This window comes from Enterobacter sp. 237C8 (genome assembly GCF_034106865.1).
GTDB classification, from domain to species: Bacteria; Pseudomonadota; Gammaproteobacteria; order Enterobacterales; family Enterobacteriaceae; genus Enterobacter; species Enterobacter asburiae_B.
The window spans coordinates 1,248,023-1,272,977 of sequence record NZ_JAWNDF010000001.1 but is presented as its reverse complement, the minus strand read 5'-3'; the positions used below and the strand labels follow the sequence as shown (position 1 = coordinate 1,272,977).

Sequence of the window (24,955 nt, the reverse complement as noted above, 5' to 3'; positions counted from 1 at the left end):
ACGTCCCTGTAAAGCCCGCCCTCTCGGCGCATCCATGCGCCTCGCCCCGGCCTGCAGGAAACGCCTCAGCGATTTACAGCCGGACCAGGTCATCGCTGCAAAATAATCATGTCATTTTAAAAAACCTGAATCGCTTCTGATTAAGAATTGAGTGGGATTCCTTATCCCTTGGTAAAGAACAGCGTCACCGTGGCGACGGTGACGCCCAGCTTCTTCATCTCGGTTTTATTAAATAGATGCTTCTCATCCTGCAAATACATCCAGTCGTCGAAGTTCAGTAGCCAGGTGCTGCCGTTGGCCTTCACGTTCATGCTGTAATGCCAGTTAAAGGCGTTGCCTGCAGCCTGCCCCGTGGCAACCCCTTCAATATCCCCTGCCGTTCCCTCGTAGCGATCGTTCCCCACGCGCCGGATGTGCCAGACCCGCTGCTGCTTCTCGCCATCGTCGTAGACAAAGTGCTCATTCAGCGTCAGCGTATCGCCGATAACGTCTCCGGCAATCTCAACGTGGAAACGGCGGATCTGCTTGCCGCTGCGATCCTGCACCATCCCCCACGCTTCGGTTTTGCCCTGGAAGTAGTGAAAGATATCAAGCCGCGGCTGCTGCTGGCGATACTCGGCCACCTCGGTGCTACAGCCCGCCAGCAGCATTGTGAATGCCAGCGCCATCATCAGGATACGTTTCATTTTTGGCCTCCGATTAACTGCTGACGCAGCTCAGGATATTGCGTTCGGGGATCGAGCCAGATGGCCAGAAAACGGGTGCTGAACGCTTCCGACTGGCGCGGTCCGAGTGGAATAAAGGATGTTTGCGCCGCTGACGCGCGATACCAGAACTGCCCCTGCTTATCGTTGAGAACAAACGCCAGCTGTGAGCCCGGGCGGACATCCGGCCACAGCGACCGGAGCATCCGCAGCCAGGCTTCGCTTTGCGGTTCCTGGGCCAGGATCCCCTGCGCCTGCCACTGGTCGCGGGTCGCCTCAACCAGTTCATCGCGATCGATGTCTCGCGCATAGGTAATAATCAGCGCCTGATCCTGATTATCCCGGCTATAACGGCCATCCGGGGTGCGTAGCTGGGAGGTATAGACGGTGAACGGCCCCCAGGTGAGCGTGGCGTCCCCCACCTTACTCCAGGCAAGCCAGTCGGCGGCCTGGGCGACAGGCACAACCAGCGTCAGCCAAAGCAGCAAGACTATAGATCTCATTTTTGTCTCCCTATCAGCAGGTGGAAAAACAGCATCAACACCAGCCAGCCCGGCGCCATCCAGCTGACGACGATAAAGGTCGGTTCCAGAAACGTGATGCCCCCCAGCCGCTCGCCGAACAGGTAGGCCACCGGTCCACCCACGGCGGCCAGCAGGGTCAGCAGCCAGCCGGGTAGCGTGGTGGTGCGCGTCAGCTGCGTCCAGACCGTGGCGAACATCAGCCATAGTGCCACCATCCATAACGGCATCAGGGACTCGCCCGTAAAGGCAATCAGCCCGGTCAGGGCCCAGAGTGCATCCAGCAAACTGCCCGCCGCGGCCAGCCCAATGGCGTAAAACCGGTAAGCAGGCGGCAAGAGCAGGCACGCCAGGATCGCCAGCGCGAGCCAGATAATCAGGCCCTGTTCGCGAAAGAGCACCACCAGCGCCCAGTAGAGGTCGAACGCGACGGCGAGCAGGAAGACCTGAAGGTAACGTCTCATACGCGCTCGGCGGTCAGCTGCACCACGCTGATGGTGCGAGCGTTAAACCCGGCTTCGCAGTAGCCAAAGTAGTACAGCCACATGCGGCGGAACCGTTCATCGAAGCCGAGCTTTTCGATCTCCTGCCAGGCATGGACAAACCGCTGCCGCCAGTGGGCCAGCGTGCGGGCGTAGTCGGGGCCCATGTCGAAAAGATTGCGCACCACGAAATCGGTGTGGCGCGTCATCAGCTCGTTCATCGCGGTGATGCTCGGCAGGAAGCCGCCGGGAAAAATGTAGCGCTGGATAAAATCGACGCTTTTGCTGTAGTCGCGATAGCGCTGGTCCTGAATGGTAATGGCCTGAATCGCCATCCGTCCTCCGGGGCGCAGCCGCGCCTGGCAGGTGCGGAAGAACGTGGGCAGATAGCGTTGCCCGACGGCTTCAATCATCTCAATTGAGACCAGCTTGTCGTACTGTCCGGTGAGGTCGCGATAGTCGCAGAGCAGTACCTCAACGCGATCCTGCAACCCGGCGCGGGCGATCCGCTCGGTCGCCCAGCTATATTGCTCCTGCGACAGCGTGGTGGTCGTCACCCGACAGCCGTAATGACGCGCCGCGTATTCCGCCATCGCGCCCCAGCCGGTGCCAATTTCCAGCAGGTGGTCACCCGGACTTAGCGCCAGCTGGTCACACAGGCGCGCCATTTTGGCCTGCTGGGCCGCCGTCAGATCCTGCTCGTCAGCGGTAAACAGCGCGCTGGAATAGAGCAGCTCTTGATCCAGAAAATGGGCGTAAAAGGTATTGCCCAGATCGTAATGGGCGGCAATATTTTCGCGCGCCTGCATGCGGGAGTTACGCCGCGTCCAGTGGCGTATCCGCTCCAGCGGCCTGCCGAGCAGACGGAACCCGTTTTCCAGACGGCCAAGCACCTCGCCGTTGAGCGCCAGCAGTTCCAGAAGCGGCGTAAGGTGCGCAGTTTCCCATTCACCGTCCATCCAGGCTTCTGCCGCAGCAAGGCTCCCGCCCGTTAAGACGCGCCAGTAGACGCCGGGCGTGAGGATCTGCACGTCGGCGTGCAGCGCGGAGGATGTCTCGCCAAAATGAAAGGTCTGCGCCCCTTCACGCAGCGTGAGCGAGCCGCCGCGGATACCGCTTAACAGACGAAACAGCAGCCATCGCGCGATGCGGACGTTGCGCGGAATATCGGGTTCTAACGCAAAGACGGGATCGGTCATGAGCGTTCACTCCTGCTGACGGGATGGTTATACAGCGGCACGCGCTTGAGCCACAGGCGCAGCGCCTGCCAGTAAATGGCAAAAACGGTTTTCAGGGTCATGAGCGGAATGCGCAGCAACAGCGAGCGCAGCGCGGAGCGCGTCAAAGGCTCCCGGCGCAGCGCCAGCGTGGCGTCAAAAACCTTCGCTTCCTGATGATTTTCAATGTGCATATGCAGCGTGTTATCCGGGTCGTTAAAGCGCCAGTGGTAGATCATGTCCATCGGGTTGAAGGGGGAAACGTGAAACGCTTTTTCCGTGGGCTGCGCATCCTGTCCATTGACGGCATAGTAATGACGTTCATTCCACGGCGTGTTGCGGACCTCTGCCAGCACCCAGCGCAGCGTCTCCTTCCCGTCGTAGCAGTAGTAAAAGTTGACCGGATTGAAATGAAAGCCGAAATAGCGCAGCTGCGTCAGGAGCATCACCCGCCCGTCCGGACGTTCCCCGGTCAGGCTCTCCAGCCTGCTGAGCACGTTCTCTTTAAGCGGCGCGCCGAGCGGATAGTCAGCGTCGTGGAACGAGGCGCCGGCAAAGCGATTGCGCCGCACGCCGACTGACGGCAGCAGCGGCAGTTCATCGAGATCCAGCCAGGCCATAAAGACGCTGTAGCTGAATTCATGGGTTTTCGGCTGAAGGCGGCGGTGGCGTAATACGCCGTGGTAGAGGCAGCTGTTCATCTCAGTTCCCCTCTCCGGCCGCTATCGCGTTGACCACGTCCAGCGCGCTGCGCACGCCATCTTCATGAAAGCCGTTGTACCACCAGGCACCGCAGTACCAGCTCCGGTTATGACCGTTGATCTCGCCGCGCCGCGCCTGCGCCCGCCAGCTTTGCGGGTTAAACAGCGGATGTTCATAGACAAAGCGTTGCAGAACGAAGCGTTCATCCACCGGCGCGTCCGGGTTGAGGGTGACGCAGAACAGCGGACTGCCCTCAGGCAGCCCCTGCAGGATGTTCATGTTGTAGGTGACGCAGGCGCTGGCCTGTTCCTGCGCGCTCAGGCGGTAGTTCCAGCTGGCCCACGCGCGCCGCCGCTCCGGCAGCCAGCGCGGGTCGCTGTGTAAAACGACCTCGTTGCGCTGCCAGCCGATATCGCCCAGCACCTCGCGCTCTGCGGGCGTCGGGTCATCAAGCATCGCCAGAGCGCTGGCGGAGTGGCAGGCAAAAATCACCCGATCGAAAGTATGACTGCCGTTTTCAAGCTGAAGCGTAACCCCGTGCTCGTGGCGGCTCACCCGCTGCACCGGAGAATTTAGATGCAGATTCAGACGGTCGCCCAGCTTGTCGAGCATGGCGCGGATATACTCCCGCGAGCCGCCCGGCACCACGTACCACTGCGGGCGCTGGGTGATATCCAGCAGCCCGTGGTTCTGGAAGAAACGTAAGAAAAGCGGCAGCGGGAAACGCTTCATCTCCTGCAGCGACGAGGACCAGATGGCGGCCCCCATCGGCAGAATGTAGTGGCGCGCAAAAAACGGCGTGAAGCCGTGCTGTTCCAGAAACGTTTGCAGCGTGGCGTTCGGGTCCACCTCCCCGTCCAGCGCCTGTTTCGCCAGACGATTGAAGCGGACGATCTCCCCGAGCAGCCGCCAGAATGCCGGATTCACCAGGTTTCGGCGCTGGGCAAACAGCGACGTCAGGGTGTGTCCGTTGTACTCCAGCCCCGTCGCCGGGTTGTGCACCGAAAAGCTCATCTGCGTTTTTTGTCCGCTGATGCCCAGCTCGCTGAGGAGGCCCATAAAGCGCGGATAGGTGCGATCGTTGTAAACGATAAACCCGGTATCGATCGCGTAGGTACCCTGTGGCGTCGGGACGTCAACCGTTGCGGTATGGCCGCCGGGCGTGGCGCCCGCTTCAAACAGGGTCACCTGATGGTGCCCGGCCAGGCGCCAGGCGCAGGTCAGCCCGGCGATGCCGCTGCCGATAATCGCAATGTTCATGAACGCACCATCCTGCGCAGCAGCGCGCGCTGAAGAAACGCAGGCAGCCCGGAGAGCAACCGCAAAATAAAGCCGAACCCGTCAGGAAACGCGATATGCATTTTCCCTGCCGCCAGCCCGGTACGGATCGCCTTGACCGCCTCGTCGACGCTCACCCTGCCCGGCATGGCAAAGTCGTTTTTGCGCGTCAGCGGCGTATCAACAAAGCCCGGGGAGACCACCGTGACGGCAATTCCTTTTGGCTCCCAGTCCAGGCGCAAACTCTCGGCAAACCAGCTCAGGGCCGCTTTGGACGCGCCGTAGGCTTCTGCCCGTGGGAAAGGCAGCCAGTGGGCCATGGAACTCACCAGCACTACGCGGTTGCCAGCCGTCAGCTGGGGCTGCAGCGCGTCAAGACAGTTCACCGGGCCGAGGAAATTTGTCGCCATAACCCGCTCCACCAGCGCCGCATCCACCACGCCTCCATCGAGATATTCGCAGGTACCGGCGCAGAGAATAATCAGATCGGCATAGCTGCCGGTCAGCGCCTGGCGACAGGCATCCCTGTCTGTCATATCGAACAGGCGAACGGTGAGATTGGGGCAGGTCTGATGCAGCGCTTCGAGGCGCGCCGGATCGCGTCCGCAGGCAATCACGTGGTAGCCGTCTGCGGCAAAGGATTTCGCCAGCCCGGCGCCAATGCCCGAGCTTGCTCCGGTGATCAGCACCGTTTTCATGATTTGACCCTCCGCTTCACGCCGCGTACCGCCCAGCCCAGCAGAGGAAGGTGTTCGTAGATCATCTCTCCCGCATCGTAGTAGTCGCGCTGGTGCGTGATGAGATCGTTTTCCGTGTCCACCACCGAACATCCCGGCAGTTCGAGCGGCTCTCCGCCGGCAATGCGCGGATGCGACCAGTGCATTACCCAGGTCACAGCAAACCGGTTCCCGCTGCACAGCGGCGTATCGATGGTAAAACGGCAATGCTCGACGTTGGCCAGCAGATGGGTGAAATAGCGCTGAAGCGCGAAAATCCCGTCATGCTCGCCAAACGGATCGATAAGCGTGGCATTCGAATGGTAAAGCCCCACCAGCGCGGACGGCGGCTGGCTATCCAGTGCGGCGTAGTACTCAATAAACCGACTCACGACAGAGGGCAAAGTGCTCATGGGTCACATCCTGGCTGTAAACAACGTGGCGTAATCGCATAATTAAAACTTACACAATTAACGTTATTTGTCCAAGTTTGTGATGATTTATTTTTTATTTTAACTATATATCAATAATTTAATAACAGTAAAAAAGTGAGTTTTGTAGACCGGGTAAGGAGTGGCCGCCACCCGACTTTAACTTTCAGGATTTCCTTAAGGCAAACTCGCCGGTCTTCTTCCAGGCTTATCCTTTTTATTCATAAGGATGCCTGCATGAAACGTTTCTTTCTCTCCCTATTCTCAAGCCCGGAATCCTTACTGCAGGTGATGAGCCAGCAGGAAATCATAGAAGCCGTCGAAGATGGCGATCGCATCATTATCGACCAGGACGGGAACGCCTCGGTGAACTACAAAAGCAACGAAGTGCGGCAGGATTTTCTGCGTCACGTCAATATGCTGAAGAGGGCCTGATATGGGAACGGCGATATTTATGGTGCTGATGGTATGCGGGTACTGGTACACCAGCCGCGACCTGTCGACACGCTTTAAAATCAAGCGTTCATTTGGCTGGGACGTCTATTTTCTTGTGGCGCTGTACGGCTGTATTTTCGTTCTTCAGGGCGTGATTGCCACCGGTCTGCTCTGGCTGCTCCTGCTCGCCCTTTCTGCGGCCAACAACGCTTTTCACTTTGCCTCGCCGAAATATACCGACTGGCAAATCGACTTTATGAACTGGAGCTTTTTAGGCATTCAGGCGCCGGTGGTTGTGATGCTGGCGTTTGCCATCCTGTTTTGTCTCTACCGCTCTAACTGGGCAGGCAGCGCCAGGCTGGACGGCGAAAGCCGGAAAAAGCTCTACAAACGTCTGGCGCAGTCGAGCGGTATTGAACAGCTGCTGTATCAGTGTATGGAGCAAGGGGAACTGGCGCAGGTCACGCTGCGGTCGAGGCGGATTTACGTCGGCATGATCCACACCGCGACGCTGGAATATGAAAAAACGGCCAATATCGTGCTGATTCCGATGTTAAGCGGGTACAGAGATGCGAAGACGATGAACTTTCGCATCGAGAATAACTACAGCAAATGGTATGCGGAGCATGACATCACGCTCGACTCCGAACCCCGCAGCGCCATGTCATTCCGGAAGGTGATTTTACTCAATCAGATTGAGAGCCTCTCGCTGTTCGATCCCGCCAGCGCCAGCGCGCTGTCGCTGGCACAGCGCGACGAGAGCTCTCGCTCTAAAGAGACGTCCCCATAATTCTGAGAATGCTCTGCTGTGAAGCGGTTTCGAAAAGGACGTTCTTAACGCAGAGCATGCCCTGCTTCTGGTAGAACCGGTACGCTCCCGCGTTCTGCTCAAGCACTTCCAGCCAGAGATAGTCTTTCCCCCTGCTCCGGGCCATGTCGGTGATGTTGTTGAACATCACCTGGCCATAGTTCTTGCCGGTCTCGGCGGGATCGAGGTAGAGCTTGTTGAGGAGAACGCCCTTCTTGTCCGTTTCCGGGAGCAGGGCTTCCCAGGTCACCTTCATGAATCCCACTGGCCGATCGGTCTCGGCAACATACCAGGAAACAGCGTTCTCTTTCAGGCTCTGTTCAAGTACGGAAAGCGCGTACTCGCCGTCAAGAAAATCCTTCATCTCTGCGTCTGACACCCACAGATGCTGAAAATGGGCGGGATAGATTCGGTATCCCAGCTCGCTTAAGAGCGCGGCATCGGCACGGGTGGCCTGTCGAATTCGAAGCGTCATGGAAAGTCTCCCTGGTAATCACCCACGTTGGACATTTTGGTAGAGATCCCAGCGGTTGCCGTAAATATCTTCAAACACCACTACCGTACCGTACTCTTCCTCACGAGGTTCTTCGCAGAAATGGACGCCTTTGTCTTTCATGGCAAGGTAATCGCGCCAAAAATCGTCCGTCTGAAGGAAGAGGAAAACTCTGCCGCCGCATTGATTGCCGATAAAGCTTTCCTGCCTCTCGTTAGAAGCGCGAGCCAGCAAAATATTGCAATCACTTTCCGGGTTGGGTGAGACGACCACCCAGCGTTTACCCGGTTGAGGCGTATCCTCTACGAGGGTAAACCCCAGCTTGTCTGTGTAGTATTCAATGGCGCGATCGTAGTCATCAACCACAATAGCCACGCAGCCGAGGCATCGCTTCTGTGTTCTCATTTTTCGTTTCCTTTGCATGAATGGGTACGGGCACGCTATCCCATTGCAGCGTGCTGGCCGCCGGGGTTACTGGCTTGCGTAAGCCTCGCGCTTTTCAGCCCATTTCAGCATGGCATCAAGCGCCGGACATAATGCCTGCCCCCAATCGGTGAGGCGATATTCCACTTTCGGTGGCACTTGCGGGTAGACCATCCGCGAAACGATACCATCGGATTCAAGTTGCCTGAGCTGCTGCGCCAGCATCTTCTGGGAAATACCGGGGATCAGTTTTTCGAAATCAGAGTAGCGCTGCACTTTTCCGTCGAAAAGATGAAAAAGAATGATTAATTTCCAGCGGCCTTCCAGCAGCCGTAACACTTGCTCCACGCCGCTCGCGGCAGATTCCGGACTATATAACTTACTCATAATTCAGTAGCTCACTTTTTCGTGCGTACTTGTCAATTTCTCAGTCTATGTTGAATATACCTGTACTGTAAATAACGGGAGTGCAAGGTCATGTCATTAGATATTGATTTTAAAGGCAAACGCGTGCTTGTTACCGCGGGCACGAAAGGGCTCGGAAAAGCGGTCGTCGGACTTTTAAAACAGCTCGGTGCAACGGTATTCACCACTGCGCGCCACGAGCCGGACGTAGATGTCGCAGATACTTTCGTCGCCGCTGACCTTACGACGGTCGCTGGATGTTCCGCTGTCGCATCTGCGGTTCAGGAGCAGATGGGAGGCGTCGACGTGATTATCCATGTTGCGGGCGGTTCAACCTCACCCGGTGGCGGTTTTGCTGCGCTTGGCGAGGAAGAGTGGCAGCAGGAGCTCAATCTTAATTTGTTGCCTGCAGTACGCTTAGATCGCGCCCTGCTTCCCGGAATGCTCGCGCAGGGAAATGGGGTGATTATTCACGTGACGTCTATTCAGCGCGAGCTGCCGTTACCGGAATCAACAACGGGTTATGCGGCGGCTAAAGCAGCCCTCTCAACCTACAGTAAAAGCCTTTCAAAGGAAGTCTCACCGAAGGGCGTTCGGGTGGTGCGCGTTGCGCCCGGCTGGATCGAAACTGAAGCGGCGGTTGCACTGGCGGAGAGGCTGGCAAAGCAGGCAGGTACAGACTACGAAGGCGGCAAGCAGATTATTATGAAGGCGCTAGGTGGAATACCGCTCGGACGCCCTGCCAGACCGATTGAGGTGGCCAACCTCATCGTCTTCCTCGCTTCATCGCATGCTGCGAGTATCACAGGTACTGAATTTGTGATTGATGGCGGCACCATTCCGACAGTGTAACGCGGGTGCTTAATCGGCTCGGTGCGAGAGTTGATTAAGCACCAGGGAATATCACTGTTCGGACAGTTTCTCCAGGCCCTTTTTTAACGCATGTCTTACCATTTCTGAATCCATGCCCATCTGTGCATGAATAATTGCGCCGTCAATGAGCAGCATGATTTCATTGACGACGCGCTCATCAGCACTCTTCGTCAGCAAGGCAATAATTTTCTTTGTTTCTGATTTATGACTGCGGCATATCTCTTTTATTTCGTTTTCAATATCTTCCGATTTCGCCTCTGCGCTGGCGTTAATAAACGCGCAGCCGTGGAACTCGGGCGAAATAAACCATTCGTAAAGCGTTGCGGATATCGCATCAGCAGGTATTTCGCCTTCATCGAGATGTCGACGCAGCGTGGTCTCAAACCAGTTAATCCATATTTCATGCCGGTAGTTCAAATAGGCAAGAATAAGCAAACTCTTGCTGGGAAAATGGCGATAGAACGTCACCTTGGTCACTTTAGACGCTTTAATCAGCGTATCCACCCCCGTCGCCCTGAAGCCCGTGGAATAAAACAGATCGTGCGCCGTGAGTAATATCTTATCTCTGACGCTAATTTTAGTATCGTTGTCTGCGGGTTCTGTTTTCACTTTTTGGTAGCCTCTAAAATAATGTTGACAGCGTTATTTTACAGGCATAGATTACCGCAAGTAGACAGACCTGTCTACATAATATAACACTGAGGTAATCGCCATGAACACACGTCCTCCTTTACCGCCCTTCACTCGTGAAAGCGCCATCGAAAAAGTCAGACTGGCAGAAGATGGCTGGAACAGCCGCGACCCGGCGAAAGTCGCGCTTGCCTATACGCTGGATACCCAATGGCGTAACCGCGCAGAGTTCGCCACCAACCGTGAAGAAGCCCAGGCGTTTCTGGAGCGGAAATGGAAAAAAGAGCTGGACTATCGTCTGATTAAAGAGCTCTGGGCATTTACGGAGAACCGGATCGCGGTGCGCTATGCCTATGAATGGCATGATGATTCCGGCAACTGGTTCCGCTCTTACGGCAATGAAAACTGGGAGTTTGAGCCGGACGGACTGATGAAGCGCCGCTTTGCCTGCGTAAACGATATGCCAATCAAAGCCTCTGAGCGTCTGTTCCACTGGCCGCTGGGCAGACGTCCGGACGATCACCCTTCGCTGAGCGATCTTGGCTTATAGGATTTTTGCATTACTCCGGGCCGCCCCGGAGTAATGAATTTACAGCGCGCCCAGCTGTTTCATCAGCGTCAGGTTGTCCTCAATATGCCAGTTAGCCACAATTTTACCGTCAGCAATCTTATAAAGATCCGTGGCGATGAAATCTATTTTCTGCCCCTGTCCTTTCAGCTTGCCAAATGTTCCGGTGAACGTGCCGTGAAAATGTAAATGCGAAACCACGCGATTGCCTGAAATAATCATTTGCTCAACGTCACAGCGCAAATCAGGCACGGCCGCGCGAAACGCGCGGGACGCTAAAATAGCGCCTTCCGGCCCCTGCTTACGCCCTTCCGGAGGCGTTTTATCAATAAAACCTGCCGCCAGGGCATCACGCGCCAGGTTTTCATTACCCGTGTTCCAGAATGAAGCATATTCTCTGGCAACGGCTTCATTCACCTTTAATTGCGCCTGCGGCAGGCTGTTGTCCACTATAAGCTGTTTCGGCTGCAGCCATTCCCCCTGCGCGGAAATCGCATTGCCCGACAGACCTGCAAAAATAACCATCGCTACCGCCGAATGAAAATACGTCGAATATTTCATGATATCTCTCAATAGAGTATTACATTACCCGCAGTCGATTTCCTGCAGTTCAAATCAGACAGGGTTAGTTAATTAACGCCCCGCCCTCAATATCAATGACCGACCCCGTGACAAAGGGATTATCAATGGCGAAAAGATATCCTTGCGCCACGTCCTCCGCCCTTCCCCAGGCTTTGGCTGGCAGGGTTTCCGCCGCGCCAGCGAGCATTTTTTCCCGCGCGGCGGCGTCCATGCCCGCATACGCTTCCGTGTCTGTCAGCCCCGGACTCACGACGTTGACGCGCAGCGGTGAAAGCTCTTTCGCCAGCACTTTTGTCGCGGCCTCGATGGCGGCATTCATCGTCGTTTTAACAATGGCGCCCGCCACGGTGCGACGCGCCACGAACCCGCTGGTGAACGTCAGCGTACCGCCGGGGGCGATGTTCCCGCAGAGATAGCGGGCGACATTGATGCTTCCCCAGAATTTTGTATCAAAAGCCAGCCTTGCCGCGCGGAGATCCAGCCCGGAAAGAAGCCCTCCCGGTGCCTGTGAACCCGCCGTAACGACGATATTATTGACCTCACCCAGCGTTTCACCGAGTGCGACAAGCTCTGCCTCACGGCTGATATCCAGCACGAGGGTATGAACAGACGCGGCGTGGGCGCTCAGCCGTTGCCGCGCAGCGTCCAGCTTCGCGCCGTCGCGGCCCGCGAGAATAATCTCCTCGCCGCGCCCGGCAAGCAGGCTGCCCACGGCGAAACCGATGCCGGAAGCGCCACCGATAATTAAGGTTTTACGGGTCATAACGTTTTCTCCTGCAGGGTGTAAATGGGGTAATCGGTATATCCCGTCGCGGTGCCGCCAAACAGCGTGGCGGGATCGCGCACCTGGGCCAGAGGCAGCTGGTGCGCCAGACGGTGGGGTAAATCCGGGTTGGCAATAAACGGCCGTCCGAAGGCAATCAAATCGGCATAGCCGGCAGCGAGGATCTTTTCCGCTTTTTCAAGGTCATAGTTCCCCGCGACGATAAGGGTTCCGCTAAATGTCTCGCGTAGCGATTGTCGGAACGGCTCAGGCACCTGCGGCGCATCGTCCCAGTCGGCTTCCGCCAGGTGGATGAACGCAATCCCTTCTTGTTCACACCAGGCCGCGAGAGCGAGTATGGCTTCCGTCACCTGCGGATCGTTCATCCCGCGCTGGGTAATAAACGGGGAAAGGCGAATGCCCGTACGCTCGCGGCCAATGGCCTCGGCAATGGCGCTTAACACCTCCTGAGCAAAGCGGATCCGGTTCGCCAGCGTGCCGCCGTACTCGTCCGTGCGTTTGTTGGAGGTTTGACGAAGAAACTGGTCGATCAGATAGCCGTTTCCGCCGTGAACCTCCACGCCGTCAAACCCGGCCTGAACGGCATTCAGTGCCGCCTGACGATAGTCCGCGATGATGCTGAGGATGTCCTTGCGCGAGAGGGTTCTCGGCTGTGGGCAGTCAACCATTTGGCCTTCGCCTTTTTCATTCACCACCCACACCTGCGCGTCCGGCGCCAGTGCTGACGGGGCGACCGGCTGACCATCCTGATGAAAGCTGGCGTGCGACATTCGCCCGACGTGCCAGAGCTGCGAAAAAATCACCCCGCCCGCCTGGTGCACGGCGCCCGTGGTGAGCTGCCATCCTGAAACCTGCTCAGGTGAATGGATGCCGGGCGTCCAGGAGTATCCCTGGCCCTGAGGCGAAATCTGGGTGGCTTCCGTGATGATTAATCCGGCGCTGGCCCGCTGCCGGTAATACTCCGCCATCAGCGCCGAGGGAATATTTCCCGGCTGAAGGGAGCGCGCGCGGGTCATCGGCGCCATGACGATACGGTTCTTCAGGTCTTGCTGACCCAGCCTGTAACGTTCAAAAAGTGAGGTACGTTGCATGTTTTCATCCCTTATGGTTTGGATGAAATCACTTTACAGTCGGCATCTGATTTTGATAATTACGCTAAAATCAGATGCACTTTTCGGAATATATGAATAATGGGTAAACTCGAAGACATGGCGTTACTGGTGGAAGTTGCCGAGGCCGGCGGTCTTTCTGCCGCCGGGCGACGCCTGTCGCTTTCTCCCGCCACCATGACGGCCAGGCTGAAGGCGATTGAGGAGCGTTACCAGACGCGCCTGTTTCACCGCTCAACGCGATCCATCACGCTGACCCGCGCCGGGGAAGAGTTTTACCATGCCGCGCTGCGCGTGCTGGAAGAAGTGCATCACGCCGAGTCGTTACTGACGCAAAAGGAAGGCGTGCTCAGCGGCAACATTCGCCTTTCTGCGCCCTCGGACTTTGGCAGACAGTATCTTAGCCCCGCCGTCGTGGAATTCTCCCGACGCCATCCCGACGTTAAATTTTTCATCTCGCTAAGAGAACACGTTGAGGATCTGGTCGCTAACCGGCTGGATATGAGCGTGCGTTTCGGCAACCTGCCGGACAGCAGCCTTGTCGTCAGAAATATCCGCCCGAACCATCGGGTGCTGGTCGCCTCCGGGGAGTATCTTAACGAACGCGGCATCCCCGCCACGTTTGCCGATTTAGCTCAGCACCGGTGCCTGGCGCTTGAGTCTCAGGGCGTGGTGATGAACGAATGGCGCTTTGAAAAAGATGGCGATGAAAGCGTCGTTCGCGTAGAGCCAGCCATGGTGTGCGACGACGGGGCTTTGCTTCGTCAGTGGGCACTCAGCGGGGCTGGCATTGCGGGGAAATCGTGGTGGGACGTCAAAGACGATGTTGAAACCGGAAGGCTCACGGTACTGTTTGCCGACAGCTTCACCGGCTTTAGCCGATACGATCGCAAAGATGTCGGCCTGCAGCTTGTTTACCCCCAGCGCAAACTGCAGCCGCTTCAGGTCACGGCGTTTAGCCAGTTTTTTCTCGACTGGCTAAAAAAACAGTAAAATTAAATCGCGTCAGGCATCTGCGGTTAATTTCTCGCCAAAATAAGAGATGGCGCGCATTTCGTTGACAACCTCAGGACTACTCTGTTTGCGGTTTTCAGGAGGTACAAAATATGAAAAAGCTTCTGATCTGTTGTTTGTTTGGTAATACCGCAAACTCTCTCGCAAAAAAAATGCAGTCTCTGGCAGAACGCGAAGGCTATCCGCTGATGATTAGCGCTGTTGGGCTGGATAACTTCGCCAGCGTCGCTCCCGCTTTCGATGGTTTCCTCATCGCGCCGCACATTCAGTACAAACTCGATGAGATAAAAGAAACGGTGGGCAATACGCGTTCAATCGCCATTATTGAGAGCCTGCCCTATGCCTCTCTCGACGCGAGGAACGTATTGAATTTCGTGAAGGAACAGATGCCTGAACTGGCTGCCTGACAGATAAGGCCGCATCGGTTTTGCGGCCTCCTCTCACCCGGCGATCAAAACGTGTCGACACAAGGCTGCCCGACCTTATTAAGGGCGTTTTTCAACCTGGCTCTGAGTTCAATTAACGCCGCTTCTTTCTCTTCAAGCTGCTGCAGCTTGCGGCGCAGAGACGCCTGTTTTTGCTCAGCGGTAAATTTGTCGTCAACCCAGACAGCCAAAACCTCTGAAATTTCAGCTAAGGTAAAACCCAGCATTTTGGCATGCTTGATCATGTTTAAACGCTGTAAATCGACGGCGGAATAGACTTTATAGTTATTGCTGCGATTGGGTTGCGGGATATTCTCTAACAGCCCCTGTCGCTCATAGTAACGCACCGTCTCTTTCGACAATCCCGTTTTCGCACACAGTTCACCAATTCGCATCGCGTCGCCCTCACCTTGTAAAAATCACGCTTGACCGTGTACCTAAGTGCACGGTTTATGCTGTGCAGCATACATTAGGGAAACGGGATTAAATATATGAACTCTTTTGATTATACCGGAAAAACAGCGCTGATTACCGGAGCGTCGTCGGGCATAGGCCGTGATTTTGCCCGGCAGCTCGCCGCCCGCGGCGTGGCCTTGATCCTGGTCGCCCGCTCCGAGCCAAAGCTGCAGGCGCTTGCCGTAGAGTTAGTCAGAAAGCACGGCGTCTCCATCACGATTATCGTGCAGGATTTAGTGAAGCCGGAAGCCATTCCCCACATTGTGGAACGGCTTGAAACCTTAAGACGCGTCCCCGACATTCTGATTAATTGCGCCGGCTTCGCCACCTACGGGCCATTCGAAAAGCTGTCGATCGACAGGCAGCGTGATGAGATAAACGTAAACTGCATCGCCCCCGTGGAGCTGACTCACGCCTTGCTGCCGGGAATGCTGCAGCAAGGTTCCGGGGTAATTATTAACGTTGCCTCAACGGCCGCGATGCAGCCGGATCCCTATATGGCGATTTATGGCGCAACCAAAGCCTTCCTGCTCTCGTTTTCGAACGCGCTGTGGGGAGAGTATCGCTCAAAGGGCATCCGCGTCCTGGCGCTTTGCCCCGGCGCAACGGATACGGCCTTTTTTGATGTGGTGAATGCTGAGGAAGCCTCGGTCGGTAAACGAATGCCCGCTGACAAGGTGGTCACCCTGGCGTTGAAGGCCGTGGAGAGTAACCGTAACTACCTGATTACCGGATGCGGTAACTGGCTTCTGGGGCAGCTACACCGGTTCGTGACGCGCAGGCGTCTGGTGCTTATCGTTGAAAAAATATTGCGTCCGCGCTCGGCCTAAGCAAAAACGGCTCTGTTCAGCGCAAGGGAGTTGCGCTGAAATCCTCGCTTATCGCAGGCAGATAGATGCCATAGTGCACGAAAAACAGTGATACACTTACCGCATCTGGTTGATCGTCCCGTCTGAACGGCGCATGATGAATGACGGTAACCAAATCTCAAAATGGTCACTCGTTGTTAATCGTAGCCCGTCACGCTAAGCTTAAATAATGACTAAAAATATGAATCCCCCATCATCACGTGGTCCCCTTGATCACGCTGTCAGAGAGCAAATCGTCGAAGCGGCTTTTGAGCACTTCGGCCACTACGGCTATGAAAAAACCACCGTCGCCGAACTGGCTAAATCCATTGGTTTTTCAAAGTCCTACATTTATAAGTTTTTCGATTCCAAACAGGCAATCGGCGAGGTGATCTGCGCTAACCGCCTGGAGCTGATCATGGCGGCAGTACTATCCGCCATCGAGGATGCGCCGTCGGCAAGCGAAAAATTACGCCGCCTTTTCAAAGCGCTCACCGAGGCGGGAAGCGAGCTGTTTTTCCACGACCGTAAGCTATACGACATCGCCGCCGTCGCCGCGCAGGAGCAGTGGCCTTCCACGCAAAAGTACAGCGAAAGCCTGATGAAGCTGATTGAGAGCATCATTATCGAAGGCAGGCAGGCCGGCGAGTTTGAAAGAAAAACGCCGCTGGATGAAGTCACCTGTGCCGTCTACATGGTGATGTGCCCTTACATTAATCCCGTTCAGCTACAGTACAACCTCGAAATGGCCCCCACGGCGGCAGTGCTACTCTCTTCACTGATTTTAAGAAGCCTGGCCCCCTAATTTGTGACCATTGACAATTTTGGTCACCAGTCAGAGAATGCGGATACCGTCCTGTTACGTCAAAAAGGTTTCCCATGCTCAGGCTCACTTCAGCCCGCGTTGCCGTTTGTCTCCTGCCGTTTGCCCTGGTGGCCTGCGGCGATATTTCAGCGAGTGACGATCCGCGCACCAAGCCACCGCTCGTCAGATCCGCCTCCGTCGAGCTTGCGAACAATACCGCCCGCGCCTTCACGGGCGTGGTGGTCGCAAGAACGCAAAGCGATTTAGGCTTCAGAGTTCAGGGAAAAATCCTTGAGCGACTGGTCGATACGGGCCAGACCGTCAAACAGGGCCAGCCCCTGCTGCGCCTGGATCCGGTTGACCTGAAGTTACAGGCTCAGGCGCAGCAGCGCACGGTAGATGCGGCCCAGGCGCGCGCGCGAAAAGCCACCAGCGATGAGGCGCGCTATCGCGGTCTTGTGGCGTCCGGCGCGGTGTCTGCCTCGGAGTATGACCAGATCAAAGCGGCGGCCGATACGGCCAGGGCCGATCTCAGCGCCGCCCGGGCGCAGGCCAGCGTGGCGCAAAACGCCACGGGGTATGCCGTACTGCTGGCGGATTCAGACGGCGTGGTCATGGAGACGCTCGCCGAGCCGGGTCAGGTCGTCAGCGCCGGACAGGTGGCGATCAGGCTCGCCAGAGCCGGACAGCGTGAAGCGCTCGTCCAGCTTCCGGAAACGCTGCGCCCTGCCGTCGGCAGCGAAGCGCAGGCCACGCTGTATGGCAATGAAAAACATCCTGTCACCGCAACGCTGCGCCTGCTGTCTGATTCGGCCGATGCCGCGACCCGCACGTATGAAGCCCGCTACGTGCTGGATGGACTGCTGGCTAACGCGCCGCTGGGGGCGACCGTCACGCTGAACGTTCAGGACAACAAAGCGGAAGGTCAGGTCATGCAGGTCCCGCTGGCTTCACTCTATGATGCAGGAAAAGGTCCCGGCGTCTGGCGCATTTCCGCCCAGCCGGCAAAGGTCGCATGGACGCCCGTCAGGGTGCTGAGCGTGGGTGAAGATGCGGCGCAGGTCACGGGCGGCGTGAAGCCCGGTGAGAAGATTGTTGCGTTAGGCGCCCATCTTCTGCACGAAGGTGAGGTCGTCAGGCTTGCTAAGCAGCGCAATGCCGCCCTGGCGGAGAACACGCCATGAGCGGAAGCCGCTTTAACCTGTCGGCGCTGGCCGTCCGTGAACGTTCCGTCACGCTGTTCCTGATCGTTCTGGTCACGATTGCCGGAATTTACGCCTTCTTTGGGCTCGGGCGGGCGGAAGATCCGCCCTTCACGGTAAAGCAAATGACGGTGATAACCGTCTGGCCGGGCGCCACCGCGCAGGAGATCCAGGATCAGGTCGCCGAGCCGCTGGAAAAGCGCCTGCAGGAACTCAAATGGTATGACCGTACCGAAACCTATACCCGCCCCGGCATGGCGTTTATCACGTTGTCATTGCAGGACAAGACCCCTCCAGCCGAAGTGCAGGAGGAGTTCTATCAGGCGCGTAAGAAGCTCGGAGATGAATCTCAGCGTCTGCCGGCGGGCGTCATCGGCCCGATGATCAATGACGAATTCTCGGATGTCACCTTTGCCCTCTTTGCCCTGAAAGCGAAAGGCGAACCGCAGCGGCAGCTGGTACGCGATGCCGAAGGCCTGCGCCAGCAGCTCCTGCACGTTCCCGGCGTGAAGAAAGTGAACATTATCGGCGAACAGGCCGAGCGGATTTACATCTCCTTCTCCCACGACCGTCTGGCGACGATAGGGCTCTCACCCCAGGACATTTTCAACGCCCTCAACAGCCAGAACGCGTTAGCCGCGGCGGGCTCCATTGAGACCCGAGGCGCGCAGATTTTTATCCGCCTGGACGGCGCGTTCGATGAACTGCAGAAAATCCGCGATACGCCTTTTGTGGCTCAGGGCAAAACGCTCAAGCTGTCCGATGTGGCAACGGTTGAGCGAGGCTACGAAGATCCCCCGGCGATGCTGATACGCAATCAGCATGAGCCCGCCCTTCTGCTGGGCATTGTGATGCGTGAAGGCTGGAACGGTCTGGCGCTGGGGAAAGCGCTGGATGCGGAAACGGCAAAAATAAATGATAGCCTGCCGCTGGGCATGTCCCTGACCAAAGTCACCGACCAGTCCGTGAATATTCGCTCGTCGGTCGATGAGTTCATGATCAAATTCTTCGTCGCCCTGCTTGTGGTCATGGTGGTGTGTTTTGTCAGCATGGGCTGGCGCGTGGGTGTTGTCGTTGCGGCGGCGGTACCGCTGACGCTGGCGGTCGTTTTCGTGGTGATGGAAGCCGCGGGGATAAACTTTGACCGCGTGACGCTGGGCTCCCTGATCCTCGCCCTCGGCCTGCTGGTTGATGATGCCATCATCGCCATCGAAATGATGGTGGTAAAAATGGAGGAAGGTTACGACAGAATCAAAGCCTCGGCCTTCGCCTGGAGCCATACCGCCGCGCCCATGCTGGCCGGTACCCTGGTGACGGCCATTGGATTTATGCCGAATGGTTTTGCCCAGTCGACCGCAGGGGAATACACCAGCAATATGTTCTGGATCGTCGGCCTCGCCCTGATTGCCTCGTGGTTTGTCGCGGTGGTGTTCACGCCCTATCTTGGGGTGAAGATCCTGCCGGCGATCCCCAAAGTCGAAGGGGGTCATGCCGCCATCTATAACACGCCTCGCTATAACCGTTTTCGCCGGCTGCTGGCCCGCGTTATCGCCAGAAAATGGCGGGTGGCCGGCTCGGTGGTCGCCATTTTCATCCTGGCCGTGCTCGGCATGGGGCTGGTTAAAAAACAATTCTTCCCGACCTCCGATCGCCCGGAAGTACTGGTTGAGGTGCAGATGCCCTACGGTACCTCGATTGAGCAAACCAGCGCCGCAACCGCAAAAATAGAAGCGTGGCTGGGCCAGCAGCCCGAAGCCAAAATTGTCACGGCCTATATTGGTCAGGGTTCACCCCGTTTTTATCTGGCGATGGCGCCAGAACTGCCCGACCCGTCTTTTGCGAAAATTGTGATCCTGACGGACAGCGAGACGTCACGCGAGGCGCTCAAGCTCCGGCTGAGAGAAGCGGTCGCCAACGGCCTTGCCCCTGAAGCGCGCGTGCGGGTAACGCAGCTGGTGTTTGGCCCGTACTCGCCCTTCCCGGTTGCCTGGCGCGTGTCGGGGCCGGATGTCGAACAGGTGCATGACATCGCTGACCGGGTGAAAGCCGTGCTTCAGGCGAGCCCGATGATGAGAACCGTCAACACCGACTGGGGGTCGCGCGTTCCCGTCCTGCATTTCACCCTCGATCAAAACCGCCTGCAGGCGACCGGCTTGACCTCCAGTGCCGTTGCCGATCAGCTTCAGTTTCTGCTCTCAGGCGTGCCCGTCACCTCCGTGCGGGAGGATATTCGCTCGGTGGAGGTTATTGGCCGCGCGGCGGGAGACATCCGTCTCGATCCGGCAAAAATCGAGGGTTTCACCCTTGTCGGCAATGCGGGACAGCGCGTTCCGCTGTCTCAAATCGGCAAGATTGAGATCGGTATGGAAGATCCGATCTTGCGCCGTCGCGATCGCACCCCGACGATTACCGTGCGGGGCGATATCGCTAACCATCTTCAGCCACCGGATGTGTCGGGCGCCGTCATGAAGCAGCTCCAGCCGATTGTTGACGCGCTGCCGGCCGGATACCGTATCGACATGGCGGGTTCGATTGAGGAATCGGGCAAAGCCACGCAGGCAATGATCCCGCTGTTTCCGATCATGATTGCCCTGACGCTGCTGATCATCATTTTGCAGGTGCGCTCAATCTCGGCGATGGTGATGGTGTTCTTAACCGCGCCGCTGGGGCTGATTGGCGTAGTGCCCGTGCTGTTGATTTTCAATCAGCCGTTTGGCATCAACGCGCTGGTCGGCTTGATCGCCCTTTCAGGCATTCTTATGCGCAATACGCTGATCCTGATCGGTCAAATCGATCATAACCAGAAGCAGGGCATCGAGCCGTTCCAGGCGGTGGTTGAAGCGACGGTCCAGCGCGCGCGCCCGGTCTTGCTGACCGCCATGGCCGCCGTGCTGGCGTTTATTCCCCTGACGCATTCGGTGTTCTGGGGCACGCTGGCTTACACGCTGATAGGCGGAACGCTGGGCGGGACGATCGTCACGCTCGTCTTCCTGCCCGCGATGTATGCGATATGGTTCCGGATCCGTCCTGCGGAACAACGGGTGCAGCACTCTGCATAAAACGTGTAAACTACCATGAGTAGATAACACTTCTGAGGAAAGCATGGTTGTTAAGCGCTTAAGAAAAGAGGACCGCCGCGTGCAGCTGCTGGAGGTTGCGCGCGGAATCGTTCGTCAGCAAGGCACGGAGGCGCTGACCCTTGGCTACCTGGCCGAGCGGGCCAACGTGACCAAGCCTATCCCCTACGATCACTTTGGCGATCGTGAAGGGCTGCTGATGGCGCTGTACCAGGATTATAGCGACCGGCAGCTGGCGAAGTTCCGCGAGACGCTGGCGGTCGACAGCAAAACGCTGGAGAAGACGATCCGCTTTTTCAGCGCCGCCTATATCGACTGCGCCATTAGTGCCGGGCCGGAGACCGGCCCAATCGCCGCGGCGCTGTCCGGATCCCACGCGCTGCAGACGTTTCGTGAGGCATGCGTGGCCGAATGCGCCGACTGCCTGCGTACCGCGCTTTCCCCGTTCGTCGCGCTGAAAGGCGTTCAGGGAGAAGCGGTACTGACGGCCATCATTGGCGCGGCGGACGCGCTCAGCACCGCCGCGGGCAACGGCGTGCTCGCCCGGAACGTGGCGGAAGATACGCTCAGCGGCGCCATGACCGGCGTGCTGGAGACCTACGTGAATAGCACAAAATGATCGCTGGGGGCGAATTGACACCTAAGTTACCAATAGTAATATAGGCATCAGTTCTCACCCATTCGAGGTCGCTATGTCTGCTACAAATGCCATTAATAACGCACTGATCGTGACGGCACATCCTGTCGACAATTCGTTATCCCATTCGCTGGCAGCCCGTATTGCCGGAAAATTACGCGAGCAAGGTACGCAGGTTGAGATTGCCGATCTGCATGCTGAAGGGTTTAATCCGGCGATGACCCGCGCCGATCTCGATTTGTATCACGGCGATCCGAGCGCCCTTCCCAACGATATTCTGCGCGAGCAGCAGCGCGTCGAGCGAGCGGATATGCTGGTGTTTGTCTTCCCCGTGTACTGGTGGTCGGTCCCCGCGCTGTTGAAAGGCTGGTTCGATCGCGTATTAACCCTGAACTGGGCGTATAAGGTGGCCGACGATGGCCGGATTGTGGGCAGCTTACGCGACGTTCCTGTCCGCCTGATCGCTACCGGCGGCAGCGATCTCACCGGATTCGACAAACACGGCTATTCGACGGCGATTCAGACGCAGATAATCGAAGGCGTGTTTGGCTTCTGCGGGTTGAAGAACGTTAAGCTCGATATCCTTTACCAGGCAGACACGGCGACGCCTGAGCAGGTAGAGGATTTCCTGCAGGGGCTAGAGAGTCTTAAATAATCCCGGCTATCCAGTCACAGCAAAGGCGCGCCTCCTTCGCCAGAAGGAAGCGCGTGTCTCGTTATCACCTACCACCGTCAGGGGCGATCTTTTAATCCTGCTGGCTAACCGGAACTCTCTTTCCAGCGATTATTCAAAAAATAACGAGAAAAGGCCAATCGCCATCACTACGCTCATAATCACCTGAATCAGAATAATAAAAAAAGCGACCCCACCCAAGACTGTGATTTTTCGACGCAGAATGAAAGTAATGCCGGAAAGTACAGCACTGAACAGAATGGCTTTAAGGATATAGGAAAGCGGAACCATTGCCGGGTGACCGGTATGCACTCCAGCAAGCCCAATGAGACCCAGCAGAAAACCTCCGCAGAATCCCCATCCCCAGAAAGTCATCGGTAAGCTCATCTGCCCCGCGACTAATCTTTTCAACATACGCACATCCTTTTTGTGATTATTTTTATCAAAATTCACCGGTTTACAGGGTAAAACCCCCGTCACCCACCTGCGCCTGGGCGTACCATTTCATCAGCTCCGCGCAACCGGGCGCGTTCTCAGCCGGTGACCATGGGGCGGTATCGTGCTCCGGAACAGGCTGATAGCCGCCGTGTTTTACCTCGAAAATGACGCCGCCTTTATCCAGCGACAGCACGGCATGCCAGGTACCGGCATCCATCTCCAGCACTTTGCAGTCTTCACCTAACACCACGCGCTGGGTCACGTTACCGCCGTCATCAAAATTCAACACCAGAAAGCGACCGCTCAGAGCCGTCAGCAGTTCAAACGTGTGCGGGTGGCGATGAGGGCGAACATAGGTCCCAGGCTCCATCGCGATAGCCAGGCGCTGTACCGGGTCGCTCAGCTCGGGATGTAAATTGCGGTGCGCGCGTAAGCGAGGAGAATTGGCAGCCTGCTCGCTTTGTTGCTGCAGGTCACTGAACGTAATTTGTTTCATATACACCTTTGTGAATGGAGTCAGCGGACGGCACCCCTTTAGCCGCACGACGTTATACCATTCTGGACGGTCGATGAGCGATGGCATTTGTGAAACAAATCGCTGCAGCGTGAGGATGCGTGCGATCGCCCCCAAAGCGCAACGTTGAGTAAAACTCACATTGATTCCCACTATTTATCGTTTTTAAAAAGTGACGCACCTGAAATACCATCCATTCACCCCTGGGATAGAAAAATAAATAATACTAAGCCTGTATGGAGCACCTATGACACTCGATGTTTTATTCCCTGTATTGAATATTATCTCGCCTCATAAATATAGCCCTGATGCAAATGTGCATGAGCTGATAACGTTACTTTCAGCAGAAAAGGAAAGCTCAGAAGCGCTATCATCTTTCATACATCGACTGCATCTTTTGGCTTTCGCCCAAAGCAATCCGGGTAACGCCGAAGAGTTGCTCTCAGCGCATTTACCAAAAGAGGATGGGATCCTTCCGCTGCTGGACTTTGCGGACTGGCCAAAGGTGCGTTACGCCGCGTCAGGCGAAGCTCAGACGCGTGAATCGCAGGAGTATTTCCGTGACATGACCTCGGCTGCCAATCTGTTACGCACTGCGCTGGTCGACGCCGAGCGAGCAAAGGGAACGCCTGCGCTTTATATTCTGGATAAATTACTCAACCTGAACAGCGCCCTGCCGGAGCGATATAAACAGATGGCGAATATTCCCTACGCGTAAATATGTTCTATATGCGGAATATCCTTCACTAAATATTCCGCTATTTATTAAACCCGATTTTCATTGTAATCAAGACAGACGATATCCAACGAAGGCAGCACCGGCGCATTAAGGTTAAGCCACGCCAGCAACCGTTCAATACTCTGTCTTCTGAGCGAATTTTTCGGCCAGACGAGGTAGTAGCCATCGCCGGTTGCGATAGCTTCCCTGAAGGGCAGCGCGAGCAGGCCGCTTTTCAGCGCGTCGAGCGTGAGGCGGAGGTCGGCCATCGCCACGCCGTGACCGTGCATGGCGGCCAGGCTTCCCTGCTCCAGGGTGTCGAACACGATTCCACGACTCACGTCGAGCCCGGGGAATGACCCGGTTCTTTTCAGCCATCGCTTCCAGTCCCGTCTGTCCGGAGAGGGATGGATAAGATCGCACTCTGGGAGCTGATGCCGGGCAGACTCAAGCAGCGACGGGGTACAAACCGGAATGAGCCATTCACTGAAGAGCAGCCGGCTTTCCGTAGACTCGCCGAAATAGCCATTACCGAGCAGGATCGCACAATCGTAGGGCTCACGGCTGAAGTCAACGGTGTCGAAGTCCATCCAGACGCTGGCAATTTCAATTTTTGGCTTCGCATGGTTCTCGCGAAAGGATTTAAGCACATTCAGCAGCCACCGCATCGTCAGGGTGCTGGGGGCTTTGAGGCGCAGAAGGTGGTTTTCGCTTCTGAATGCGCGACAGGCCCACTCAATATTCGAGAAACTTTCGCTGAGCTGTCCGGCCAGAATACGTCCGGCATCACTGACCTCCACTCGCGGCCCCTGGCGTTTAAAGAGCTCACAGTCGAACCACTGTTCAAGCGTCCGGACATGCCTGCTGACCGCGCCCGGCGTGATATTCAGTGCTTCAGCCGCTTTGCTGAAGGAGTTCAGCCGCGCGGCAACTTCAAAAGCGCGCAGCGCATACAGTGGTGGTAAAGACATACATTCCCTTTCTGTG

Annotated in this window: 32 protein-coding genes; 13 read left to right on the top strand and 19 right to left on the bottom strand. The window is 56.7% G+C overall.

The window, feature by feature from the left end; genetic code table 11:
- Positions 1-161: 161 nt before the first annotated feature.
- From USF70_RS06315 to USF70_RS06280, 8 genes are read right to left on the bottom strand one after another with little or no spacing between them, the layout of a single operon-like run.
- Positions 162-686 carry a DUF3833 domain-containing protein gene (locus USF70_RS06315; protein ID WP_320735414.1) on the bottom strand — a complete coding sequence of 175 codons (525 nt, stop codon included), beginning with the start codon at positions 684-686 and terminating at the stop codon, positions 162-164.
- The gene (locus USF70_RS06310; RefSeq protein WP_320735413.1) at positions 683-1,207 is read right to left on the bottom strand and encodes a hypothetical protein; all 525 of its coding nucleotides are present in this window, start codon (positions 1,205-1,207) and stop codon (positions 683-685) included. The genes USF70_RS06315 and USF70_RS06310 overlap by 4 nt, the downstream gene beginning before the upstream one ends.
- Positions 1,204-1,689 carry a DUF2878 domain-containing protein gene (locus USF70_RS06305; RefSeq protein WP_320735412.1) on the bottom strand — a complete coding sequence of 162 codons (486 nt, stop codon included), beginning with the start codon at positions 1,687-1,689 and terminating at the stop codon, positions 1,204-1,206. The genes USF70_RS06310 and USF70_RS06305 overlap by 4 nt, the downstream gene beginning before the upstream one ends.
- Complete coding sequence (locus USF70_RS06300) at positions 1,686-2,906, bottom strand: SAM-dependent methyltransferase (protein WP_214579903.1); 1,221 nt, start codon at positions 2,904-2,906, stop codon at positions 1,686-1,688. Before USF70_RS06300 ends, USF70_RS06305 begins: the two co-directional genes overlap by 4 nt.
- Positions 2,903-3,625 carry a DUF1365 domain-containing protein gene (locus USF70_RS06295; RefSeq protein ID WP_320735411.1) on the bottom strand — a complete coding sequence of 241 codons (723 nt, stop codon included), beginning with the start codon at positions 3,623-3,625 and terminating at the stop codon, positions 2,903-2,905. Before USF70_RS06295 ends, USF70_RS06300 begins: the two co-directional genes overlap by 4 nt.
- 1 nt (position 3,626) lies before the next feature.
- Positions 3,627-4,886 carry an NAD(P)/FAD-dependent oxidoreductase gene (locus tag USF70_RS06290; protein ID WP_167819230.1) on the bottom strand — a complete coding sequence of 420 codons (1,260 nt, stop codon included), beginning with the start codon at positions 4,884-4,886 and terminating at the stop codon, positions 3,627-3,629.
- Positions 4,883-5,602, bottom strand: coding sequence for an SDR family NAD(P)-dependent oxidoreductase (locus tag USF70_RS06285; protein ID WP_032657315.1), 720 nt, complete (start codon positions 5,600-5,602; stop codon positions 4,883-4,885). The genes USF70_RS06290 and USF70_RS06285 overlap by 4 nt, the downstream gene beginning before the upstream one ends.
- Positions 5,599-6,033 (bottom strand): nuclear transport factor 2 family protein, encoded by a 435-nt coding sequence (locus USF70_RS06280; protein ID WP_232938118.1) that lies wholly within the window; start codon positions 6,031-6,033, stop codon positions 5,599-5,601. Before USF70_RS06280 ends, USF70_RS06285 begins: the two co-directional genes overlap by 4 nt.
- Before the next feature lie 255 nt (positions 6,034-6,288).
- Between USF70_RS06280 and USF70_RS06275 the strand changes: the two genes are divergently transcribed.
- Together USF70_RS06275 and USF70_RS06270 are read left to right on the top strand one after the other, a co-directional pair.
- The gene (locus tag USF70_RS06275) at positions 6,289-6,486 is read left to right on the top strand and encodes a hypothetical protein (protein ID WP_023311615.1); all 198 of its coding nucleotides are present in this window, start codon (positions 6,289-6,291) and stop codon (positions 6,484-6,486) included.
- Between the two features lies 1 nt (position 6,487).
- On the top strand, positions 6,488-7,276 hold the full coding sequence (locus USF70_RS06270) for a hypothetical protein (protein ID WP_032657321.1): 789 nt from the start codon (positions 6,488-6,490) through the stop codon (positions 7,274-7,276).
- Here USF70_RS06270 and USF70_RS06265 read toward each other — a convergent pair.
- From USF70_RS06265 to USF70_RS06255, 3 genes are all read right to left on the bottom strand, one after another.
- Entirely contained in the window at positions 7,257-7,769 is a 513-nt protein-coding gene (locus tag USF70_RS06265; protein ID WP_320735410.1) for a GNAT family N-acetyltransferase, read from the bottom strand. The genes USF70_RS06270 and USF70_RS06265 overlap by 20 nt on opposite strands.
- 18 nt (positions 7,770-7,787) lie before the next feature.
- Positions 7,788-8,192: a VOC family protein gene (locus tag USF70_RS06260; protein WP_320735409.1), complete on the bottom strand. Its 405-nt coding sequence runs from the start codon at positions 8,190-8,192 to the stop codon at positions 7,788-7,790.
- Between the two features lie 66 nt (positions 8,193-8,258).
- Positions 8,259-8,597, bottom strand: coding sequence for a winged helix-turn-helix transcriptional regulator (locus tag USF70_RS06255; protein ID WP_023311611.1), 339 nt, complete (start codon positions 8,595-8,597; stop codon positions 8,259-8,261).
- Between the two features lie 90 nt (positions 8,598-8,687).
- Here USF70_RS06255 and USF70_RS06250 point away from each other — a divergent pair, with 90 nt between their 5' ends.
- Positions 8,688-9,467 carry an SDR family oxidoreductase gene (locus USF70_RS06250; RefSeq protein WP_320735408.1) on the top strand — a complete coding sequence of 260 codons (780 nt, stop codon included), beginning with the start codon at positions 8,688-8,690 and terminating at the stop codon, positions 9,465-9,467.
- Between the two features lie 51 nt (positions 9,468-9,518).
- Here the strand turns inward: USF70_RS06250 and USF70_RS06245 are convergent, their stop codons facing one another.
- Positions 9,519-10,097 carry a TetR/AcrR family transcriptional regulator gene (locus tag USF70_RS06245; protein WP_248232843.1) on the bottom strand — a complete coding sequence of 193 codons (579 nt, stop codon included), beginning with the start codon at positions 10,095-10,097 and terminating at the stop codon, positions 9,519-9,521.
- 103 nt (positions 10,098-10,200) lie between these two features.
- Between USF70_RS06245 and USF70_RS06240 the strand changes: the two genes are divergently transcribed.
- Positions 10,201-10,668: a DUF1348 family protein gene (locus tag USF70_RS06240; protein WP_023311608.1), complete on the top strand. Its 468-nt coding sequence runs from the start codon at positions 10,201-10,203 to the stop codon at positions 10,666-10,668.
- A gap of 39 nt (positions 10,669-10,707) precedes the next feature.
- Here USF70_RS06240 and USF70_RS06235 read toward each other — a convergent pair whose 3' ends face one another.
- The 3 genes from USF70_RS06235 to USF70_RS06225 form a co-directional block, all read right to left on the bottom strand.
- Entirely contained in the window at positions 10,708-11,247 is a 540-nt protein-coding gene (locus USF70_RS06235) for an ester cyclase (RefSeq protein ID WP_320735407.1), read from the bottom strand.
- A gap of 64 nt (positions 11,248-11,311) precedes the next feature.
- Positions 11,312-12,031: an SDR family oxidoreductase gene (locus tag USF70_RS06230; protein ID WP_033145452.1), complete on the bottom strand. Its 720-nt coding sequence runs from the start codon at positions 12,029-12,031 to the stop codon at positions 11,312-11,314.
- Positions 12,028-13,143, bottom strand: coding sequence for an alkene reductase (locus tag USF70_RS06225; protein ID WP_320735406.1), 1,116 nt, complete (start codon positions 13,141-13,143; stop codon positions 12,028-12,030). Before USF70_RS06225 ends, USF70_RS06230 begins: the two co-directional genes overlap by 4 nt.
- A gap of 99 nt (positions 13,144-13,242) precedes the next feature.
- Between USF70_RS06225 and USF70_RS06220 the strand changes: the two genes are divergently transcribed.
- Together USF70_RS06220 and USF70_RS06215 are read left to right on the top strand one after the other, a co-directional pair.
- A complete protein-coding gene (locus tag USF70_RS06220) occupies positions 13,243-14,154 on the top strand; it encodes a LysR family transcriptional regulator (RefSeq protein WP_048977860.1) in 912 nt (303 codons plus the stop codon).
- Between the two features lie 113 nt (positions 14,155-14,267).
- Complete coding sequence (locus USF70_RS06215) at positions 14,268-14,582, top strand: PTS sugar transporter subunit IIB (protein ID WP_032639262.1); 315 nt, start codon at positions 14,268-14,270, stop codon at positions 14,580-14,582.
- 44 nt (positions 14,583-14,626) lie between these two features.
- On the opposite strand, the gene USF70_RS06210 is transcribed toward USF70_RS06215, so the two are convergent.
- Positions 14,627-14,995 (bottom strand): MerR family transcriptional regulator, encoded by a 369-nt coding sequence (locus USF70_RS06210; protein WP_048981118.1) that lies wholly within the window; start codon positions 14,993-14,995, stop codon positions 14,627-14,629.
- Between the two features lie 96 nt (positions 14,996-15,091).
- Here USF70_RS06210 and USF70_RS06205 point away from each other — a divergent pair, with 96 nt between their 5' ends.
- From USF70_RS06205 to USF70_RS06180, 6 genes are all read left to right on the top strand, one after another.
- The gene (locus USF70_RS06205; RefSeq protein WP_320735405.1) at positions 15,092-15,886 is read left to right on the top strand and encodes an SDR family oxidoreductase; all 795 of its coding nucleotides are present in this window, start codon (positions 15,092-15,094) and stop codon (positions 15,884-15,886) included.
- A gap of 208 nt (positions 15,887-16,094) precedes the next feature.
- Positions 16,095-16,709 carry a TetR/AcrR family transcriptional regulator gene (locus USF70_RS06200; RefSeq protein WP_087822516.1) on the top strand — a complete coding sequence of 205 codons (615 nt, stop codon included), beginning with the start codon at positions 16,095-16,097 and terminating at the stop codon, positions 16,707-16,709.
- A 74-nt stretch (positions 16,710-16,783) separates the two neighbouring features.
- Positions 16,784-17,893, top strand: coding sequence for an efflux RND transporter periplasmic adaptor subunit (locus tag USF70_RS06195; protein WP_320735404.1), 1,110 nt, complete (start codon positions 16,784-16,786; stop codon positions 17,891-17,893).
- Positions 17,890-20,970: an efflux RND transporter permease subunit gene (locus USF70_RS06190; protein WP_320735403.1), complete on the top strand. Its 3,081-nt coding sequence runs from the start codon at positions 17,890-17,892 to the stop codon at positions 20,968-20,970. The genes USF70_RS06195 and USF70_RS06190 overlap by 4 nt, the downstream gene beginning before the upstream one ends.
- 43 nt (positions 20,971-21,013) lie before the next feature.
- Complete coding sequence (locus tag USF70_RS06185) at positions 21,014-21,607, top strand: TetR/AcrR family transcriptional regulator (protein ID WP_023335591.1); 594 nt, start codon at positions 21,014-21,016, stop codon at positions 21,605-21,607.
- A 73-nt stretch (positions 21,608-21,680) separates the two neighbouring features.
- Positions 21,681-22,280, top strand: coding sequence for an NAD(P)H-dependent oxidoreductase (locus USF70_RS06180; RefSeq protein ID WP_224978850.1), 600 nt, complete (start codon positions 21,681-21,683; stop codon positions 22,278-22,280).
- A 129-nt stretch (positions 22,281-22,409) separates the two neighbouring features.
- On the opposite strand, the gene USF70_RS06175 is transcribed toward USF70_RS06180, so the two are convergent.
- The gene (locus USF70_RS06175) at positions 22,410-22,712 is read right to left on the bottom strand and encodes a hypothetical protein (protein WP_033145442.1); all 303 of its coding nucleotides are present in this window, start codon (positions 22,710-22,712) and stop codon (positions 22,410-22,412) included.
- 43 nt (positions 22,713-22,755) lie between these two features.
- Positions 22,756-23,232, bottom strand: coding sequence for a WbuC family cupin fold metalloprotein (locus tag USF70_RS06170; RefSeq protein ID WP_182383498.1), 477 nt, complete (start codon positions 23,230-23,232; stop codon positions 22,756-22,758).
- A gap of 265 nt (positions 23,233-23,497) precedes the next feature.
- Between USF70_RS06170 and USF70_RS06165 the strand changes: the two genes are divergently transcribed.
- On the top strand, positions 23,498-23,968 hold the full coding sequence (locus tag USF70_RS06165) for a hypothetical protein (protein ID WP_320735402.1): 471 nt from the start codon (positions 23,498-23,500) through the stop codon (positions 23,966-23,968).
- Between the two features lie 47 nt (positions 23,969-24,015).
- On the opposite strand, the gene USF70_RS06160 is transcribed toward USF70_RS06165, so the two are convergent.
- Positions 24,016-24,939 (bottom strand): LysR substrate-binding domain-containing protein, encoded by a 924-nt coding sequence (locus USF70_RS06160; RefSeq protein ID WP_232938131.1) that lies wholly within the window; start codon positions 24,937-24,939, stop codon positions 24,016-24,018.
- Positions 24,940-24,955 lie beyond the last annotated feature (16 nt).

Excerpts from the sequence above, each read along its gene's own strand:
- USF70_RS06315 (WP_320735414.1), bottom strand. The coding sequence starts at position 686 with ATGAAACGTATCCTGATGATGGCGCTGGCATTCACAATGCTGCTGGCG.
- USF70_RS06310 (WP_320735413.1), bottom strand. The coding sequence starts at position 1,207 with ATGAGATCTATAGTCTTGCTGCTTTGGCTGACGCTGGTTGTGCCTGTC.
- USF70_RS06305 (WP_320735412.1), bottom strand. The coding sequence starts at position 1,689 with ATGAGACGTTACCTTCAGGTCTTCCTGCTCGCCGTCGCGTTCGACCTC.
- USF70_RS06300 (WP_214579903.1), bottom strand. The coding sequence starts at position 2,906 with ATGACCGATCCCGTCTTTGCGTTAGAACCCGATATTCCGCGCAACGTC.
- USF70_RS06295 (WP_320735411.1), bottom strand. The coding sequence starts at position 3,625 with ATGAACAGCTGCCTCTACCACGGCGTATTACGCCACCGCCGCCTTCAG.
- USF70_RS06290 (WP_167819230.1), bottom strand. The coding sequence starts at position 4,886 with ATGAACATTGCGATTATCGGCAGCGGCATCGCCGGGCTGACCTGCGCC.
- USF70_RS06285 (WP_032657315.1), bottom strand. The coding sequence starts at position 5,602 with ATGAAAACGGTGCTGATCACCGGAGCAAGCTCGGGCATTGGCGCCGGG.
- USF70_RS06280 (WP_232938118.1), bottom strand. The coding sequence starts at position 6,033 with ATGAGCACTTTGCCCTCTGTCGTGAGTCGGTTTATTGAGTACTACGCC.
- USF70_RS06275 (WP_023311615.1), top strand. The coding sequence starts at position 6,289 with ATGAAACGTTTCTTTCTCTCCCTATTCTCAAGCCCGGAATCCTTACTG.
- USF70_RS06270 (WP_032657321.1), top strand. The coding sequence starts at position 6,488 with ATGGGAACGGCGATATTTATGGTGCTGATGGTATGCGGGTACTGGTAC.
- USF70_RS06265 (WP_320735410.1), bottom strand. The coding sequence starts at position 7,769 with ATGACGCTTCGAATTCGACAGGCCACCCGTGCCGATGCCGCGCTCTTA.
- USF70_RS06260 (WP_320735409.1), bottom strand. The coding sequence starts at position 8,192 with ATGAGAACACAGAAGCGATGCCTCGGCTGCGTGGCTATTGTGGTTGAT.
- USF70_RS06255 (WP_023311611.1), bottom strand. The coding sequence starts at position 8,597 with ATGAGTAAGTTATATAGTCCGGAATCTGCCGCGAGCGGCGTGGAGCAA.
- USF70_RS06250 (WP_320735408.1), top strand. The coding sequence starts at position 8,688 with ATGTCATTAGATATTGATTTTAAAGGCAAACGCGTGCTTGTTACCGCG.
- USF70_RS06240 (WP_023311608.1), top strand. The coding sequence starts at position 10,201 with ATGAACACACGTCCTCCTTTACCGCCCTTCACTCGTGAAAGCGCCATC.
- USF70_RS06235 (WP_320735407.1), bottom strand. The coding sequence starts at position 11,247 with ATGAAATATTCGACGTATTTTCATTCGGCGGTAGCGATGGTTATTTTT.
- USF70_RS06230 (WP_033145452.1), bottom strand. The coding sequence starts at position 12,031 with ATGACCCGTAAAACCTTAATTATCGGTGGCGCTTCCGGCATCGGTTTC.
- USF70_RS06225 (WP_320735406.1), bottom strand. The coding sequence starts at position 13,143 with ATGCAACGTACCTCACTTTTTGAACGTTACAGGCTGGGTCAGCAAGAC.
- USF70_RS06220 (WP_048977860.1), top strand. The coding sequence starts at position 13,243 with ATGGGTAAACTCGAAGACATGGCGTTACTGGTGGAAGTTGCCGAGGCC.
- USF70_RS06215 (WP_032639262.1), top strand. The coding sequence starts at position 14,268 with ATGAAAAAGCTTCTGATCTGTTGTTTGTTTGGTAATACCGCAAACTCT.
- USF70_RS06210 (WP_048981118.1), bottom strand. The coding sequence starts at position 14,995 with ATGCGAATTGGTGAACTGTGTGCGAAAACGGGATTGTCGAAAGAGACG.
- USF70_RS06205 (WP_320735405.1), top strand. The coding sequence starts at position 15,092 with ATGAACTCTTTTGATTATACCGGAAAAACAGCGCTGATTACCGGAGCG.
- USF70_RS06200 (WP_087822516.1), top strand. The coding sequence starts at position 16,095 with ATGACTAAAAATATGAATCCCCCATCATCACGTGGTCCCCTTGATCAC.
- USF70_RS06195 (WP_320735404.1), top strand. The coding sequence starts at position 16,784 with ATGCTCAGGCTCACTTCAGCCCGCGTTGCCGTTTGTCTCCTGCCGTTT.
- USF70_RS06190 (WP_320735403.1), top strand. The coding sequence starts at position 17,890 with ATGAGCGGAAGCCGCTTTAACCTGTCGGCGCTGGCCGTCCGTGAACGT.
- USF70_RS06185 (WP_023335591.1), top strand. The coding sequence starts at position 21,014 with ATGGTTGTTAAGCGCTTAAGAAAAGAGGACCGCCGCGTGCAGCTGCTG.
- USF70_RS06180 (WP_224978850.1), top strand. The coding sequence starts at position 21,681 with ATGTCTGCTACAAATGCCATTAATAACGCACTGATCGTGACGGCACAT.
- USF70_RS06175 (WP_033145442.1), bottom strand. The coding sequence starts at position 22,712 with ATGTTGAAAAGATTAGTCGCGGGGCAGATGAGCTTACCGATGACTTTC.
- USF70_RS06170 (WP_182383498.1), bottom strand. The coding sequence starts at position 23,232 with ATGAAACAAATTACGTTCAGTGACCTGCAGCAACAAAGCGAGCAGGCT.
- USF70_RS06165 (WP_320735402.1), top strand. The coding sequence starts at position 23,498 with ATGACACTCGATGTTTTATTCCCTGTATTGAATATTATCTCGCCTCAT.
- USF70_RS06160 (WP_232938131.1), bottom strand. The coding sequence starts at position 24,939 with ATGTCTTTACCACCACTGTATGCGCTGCGCGCTTTTGAAGTTGCCGCG.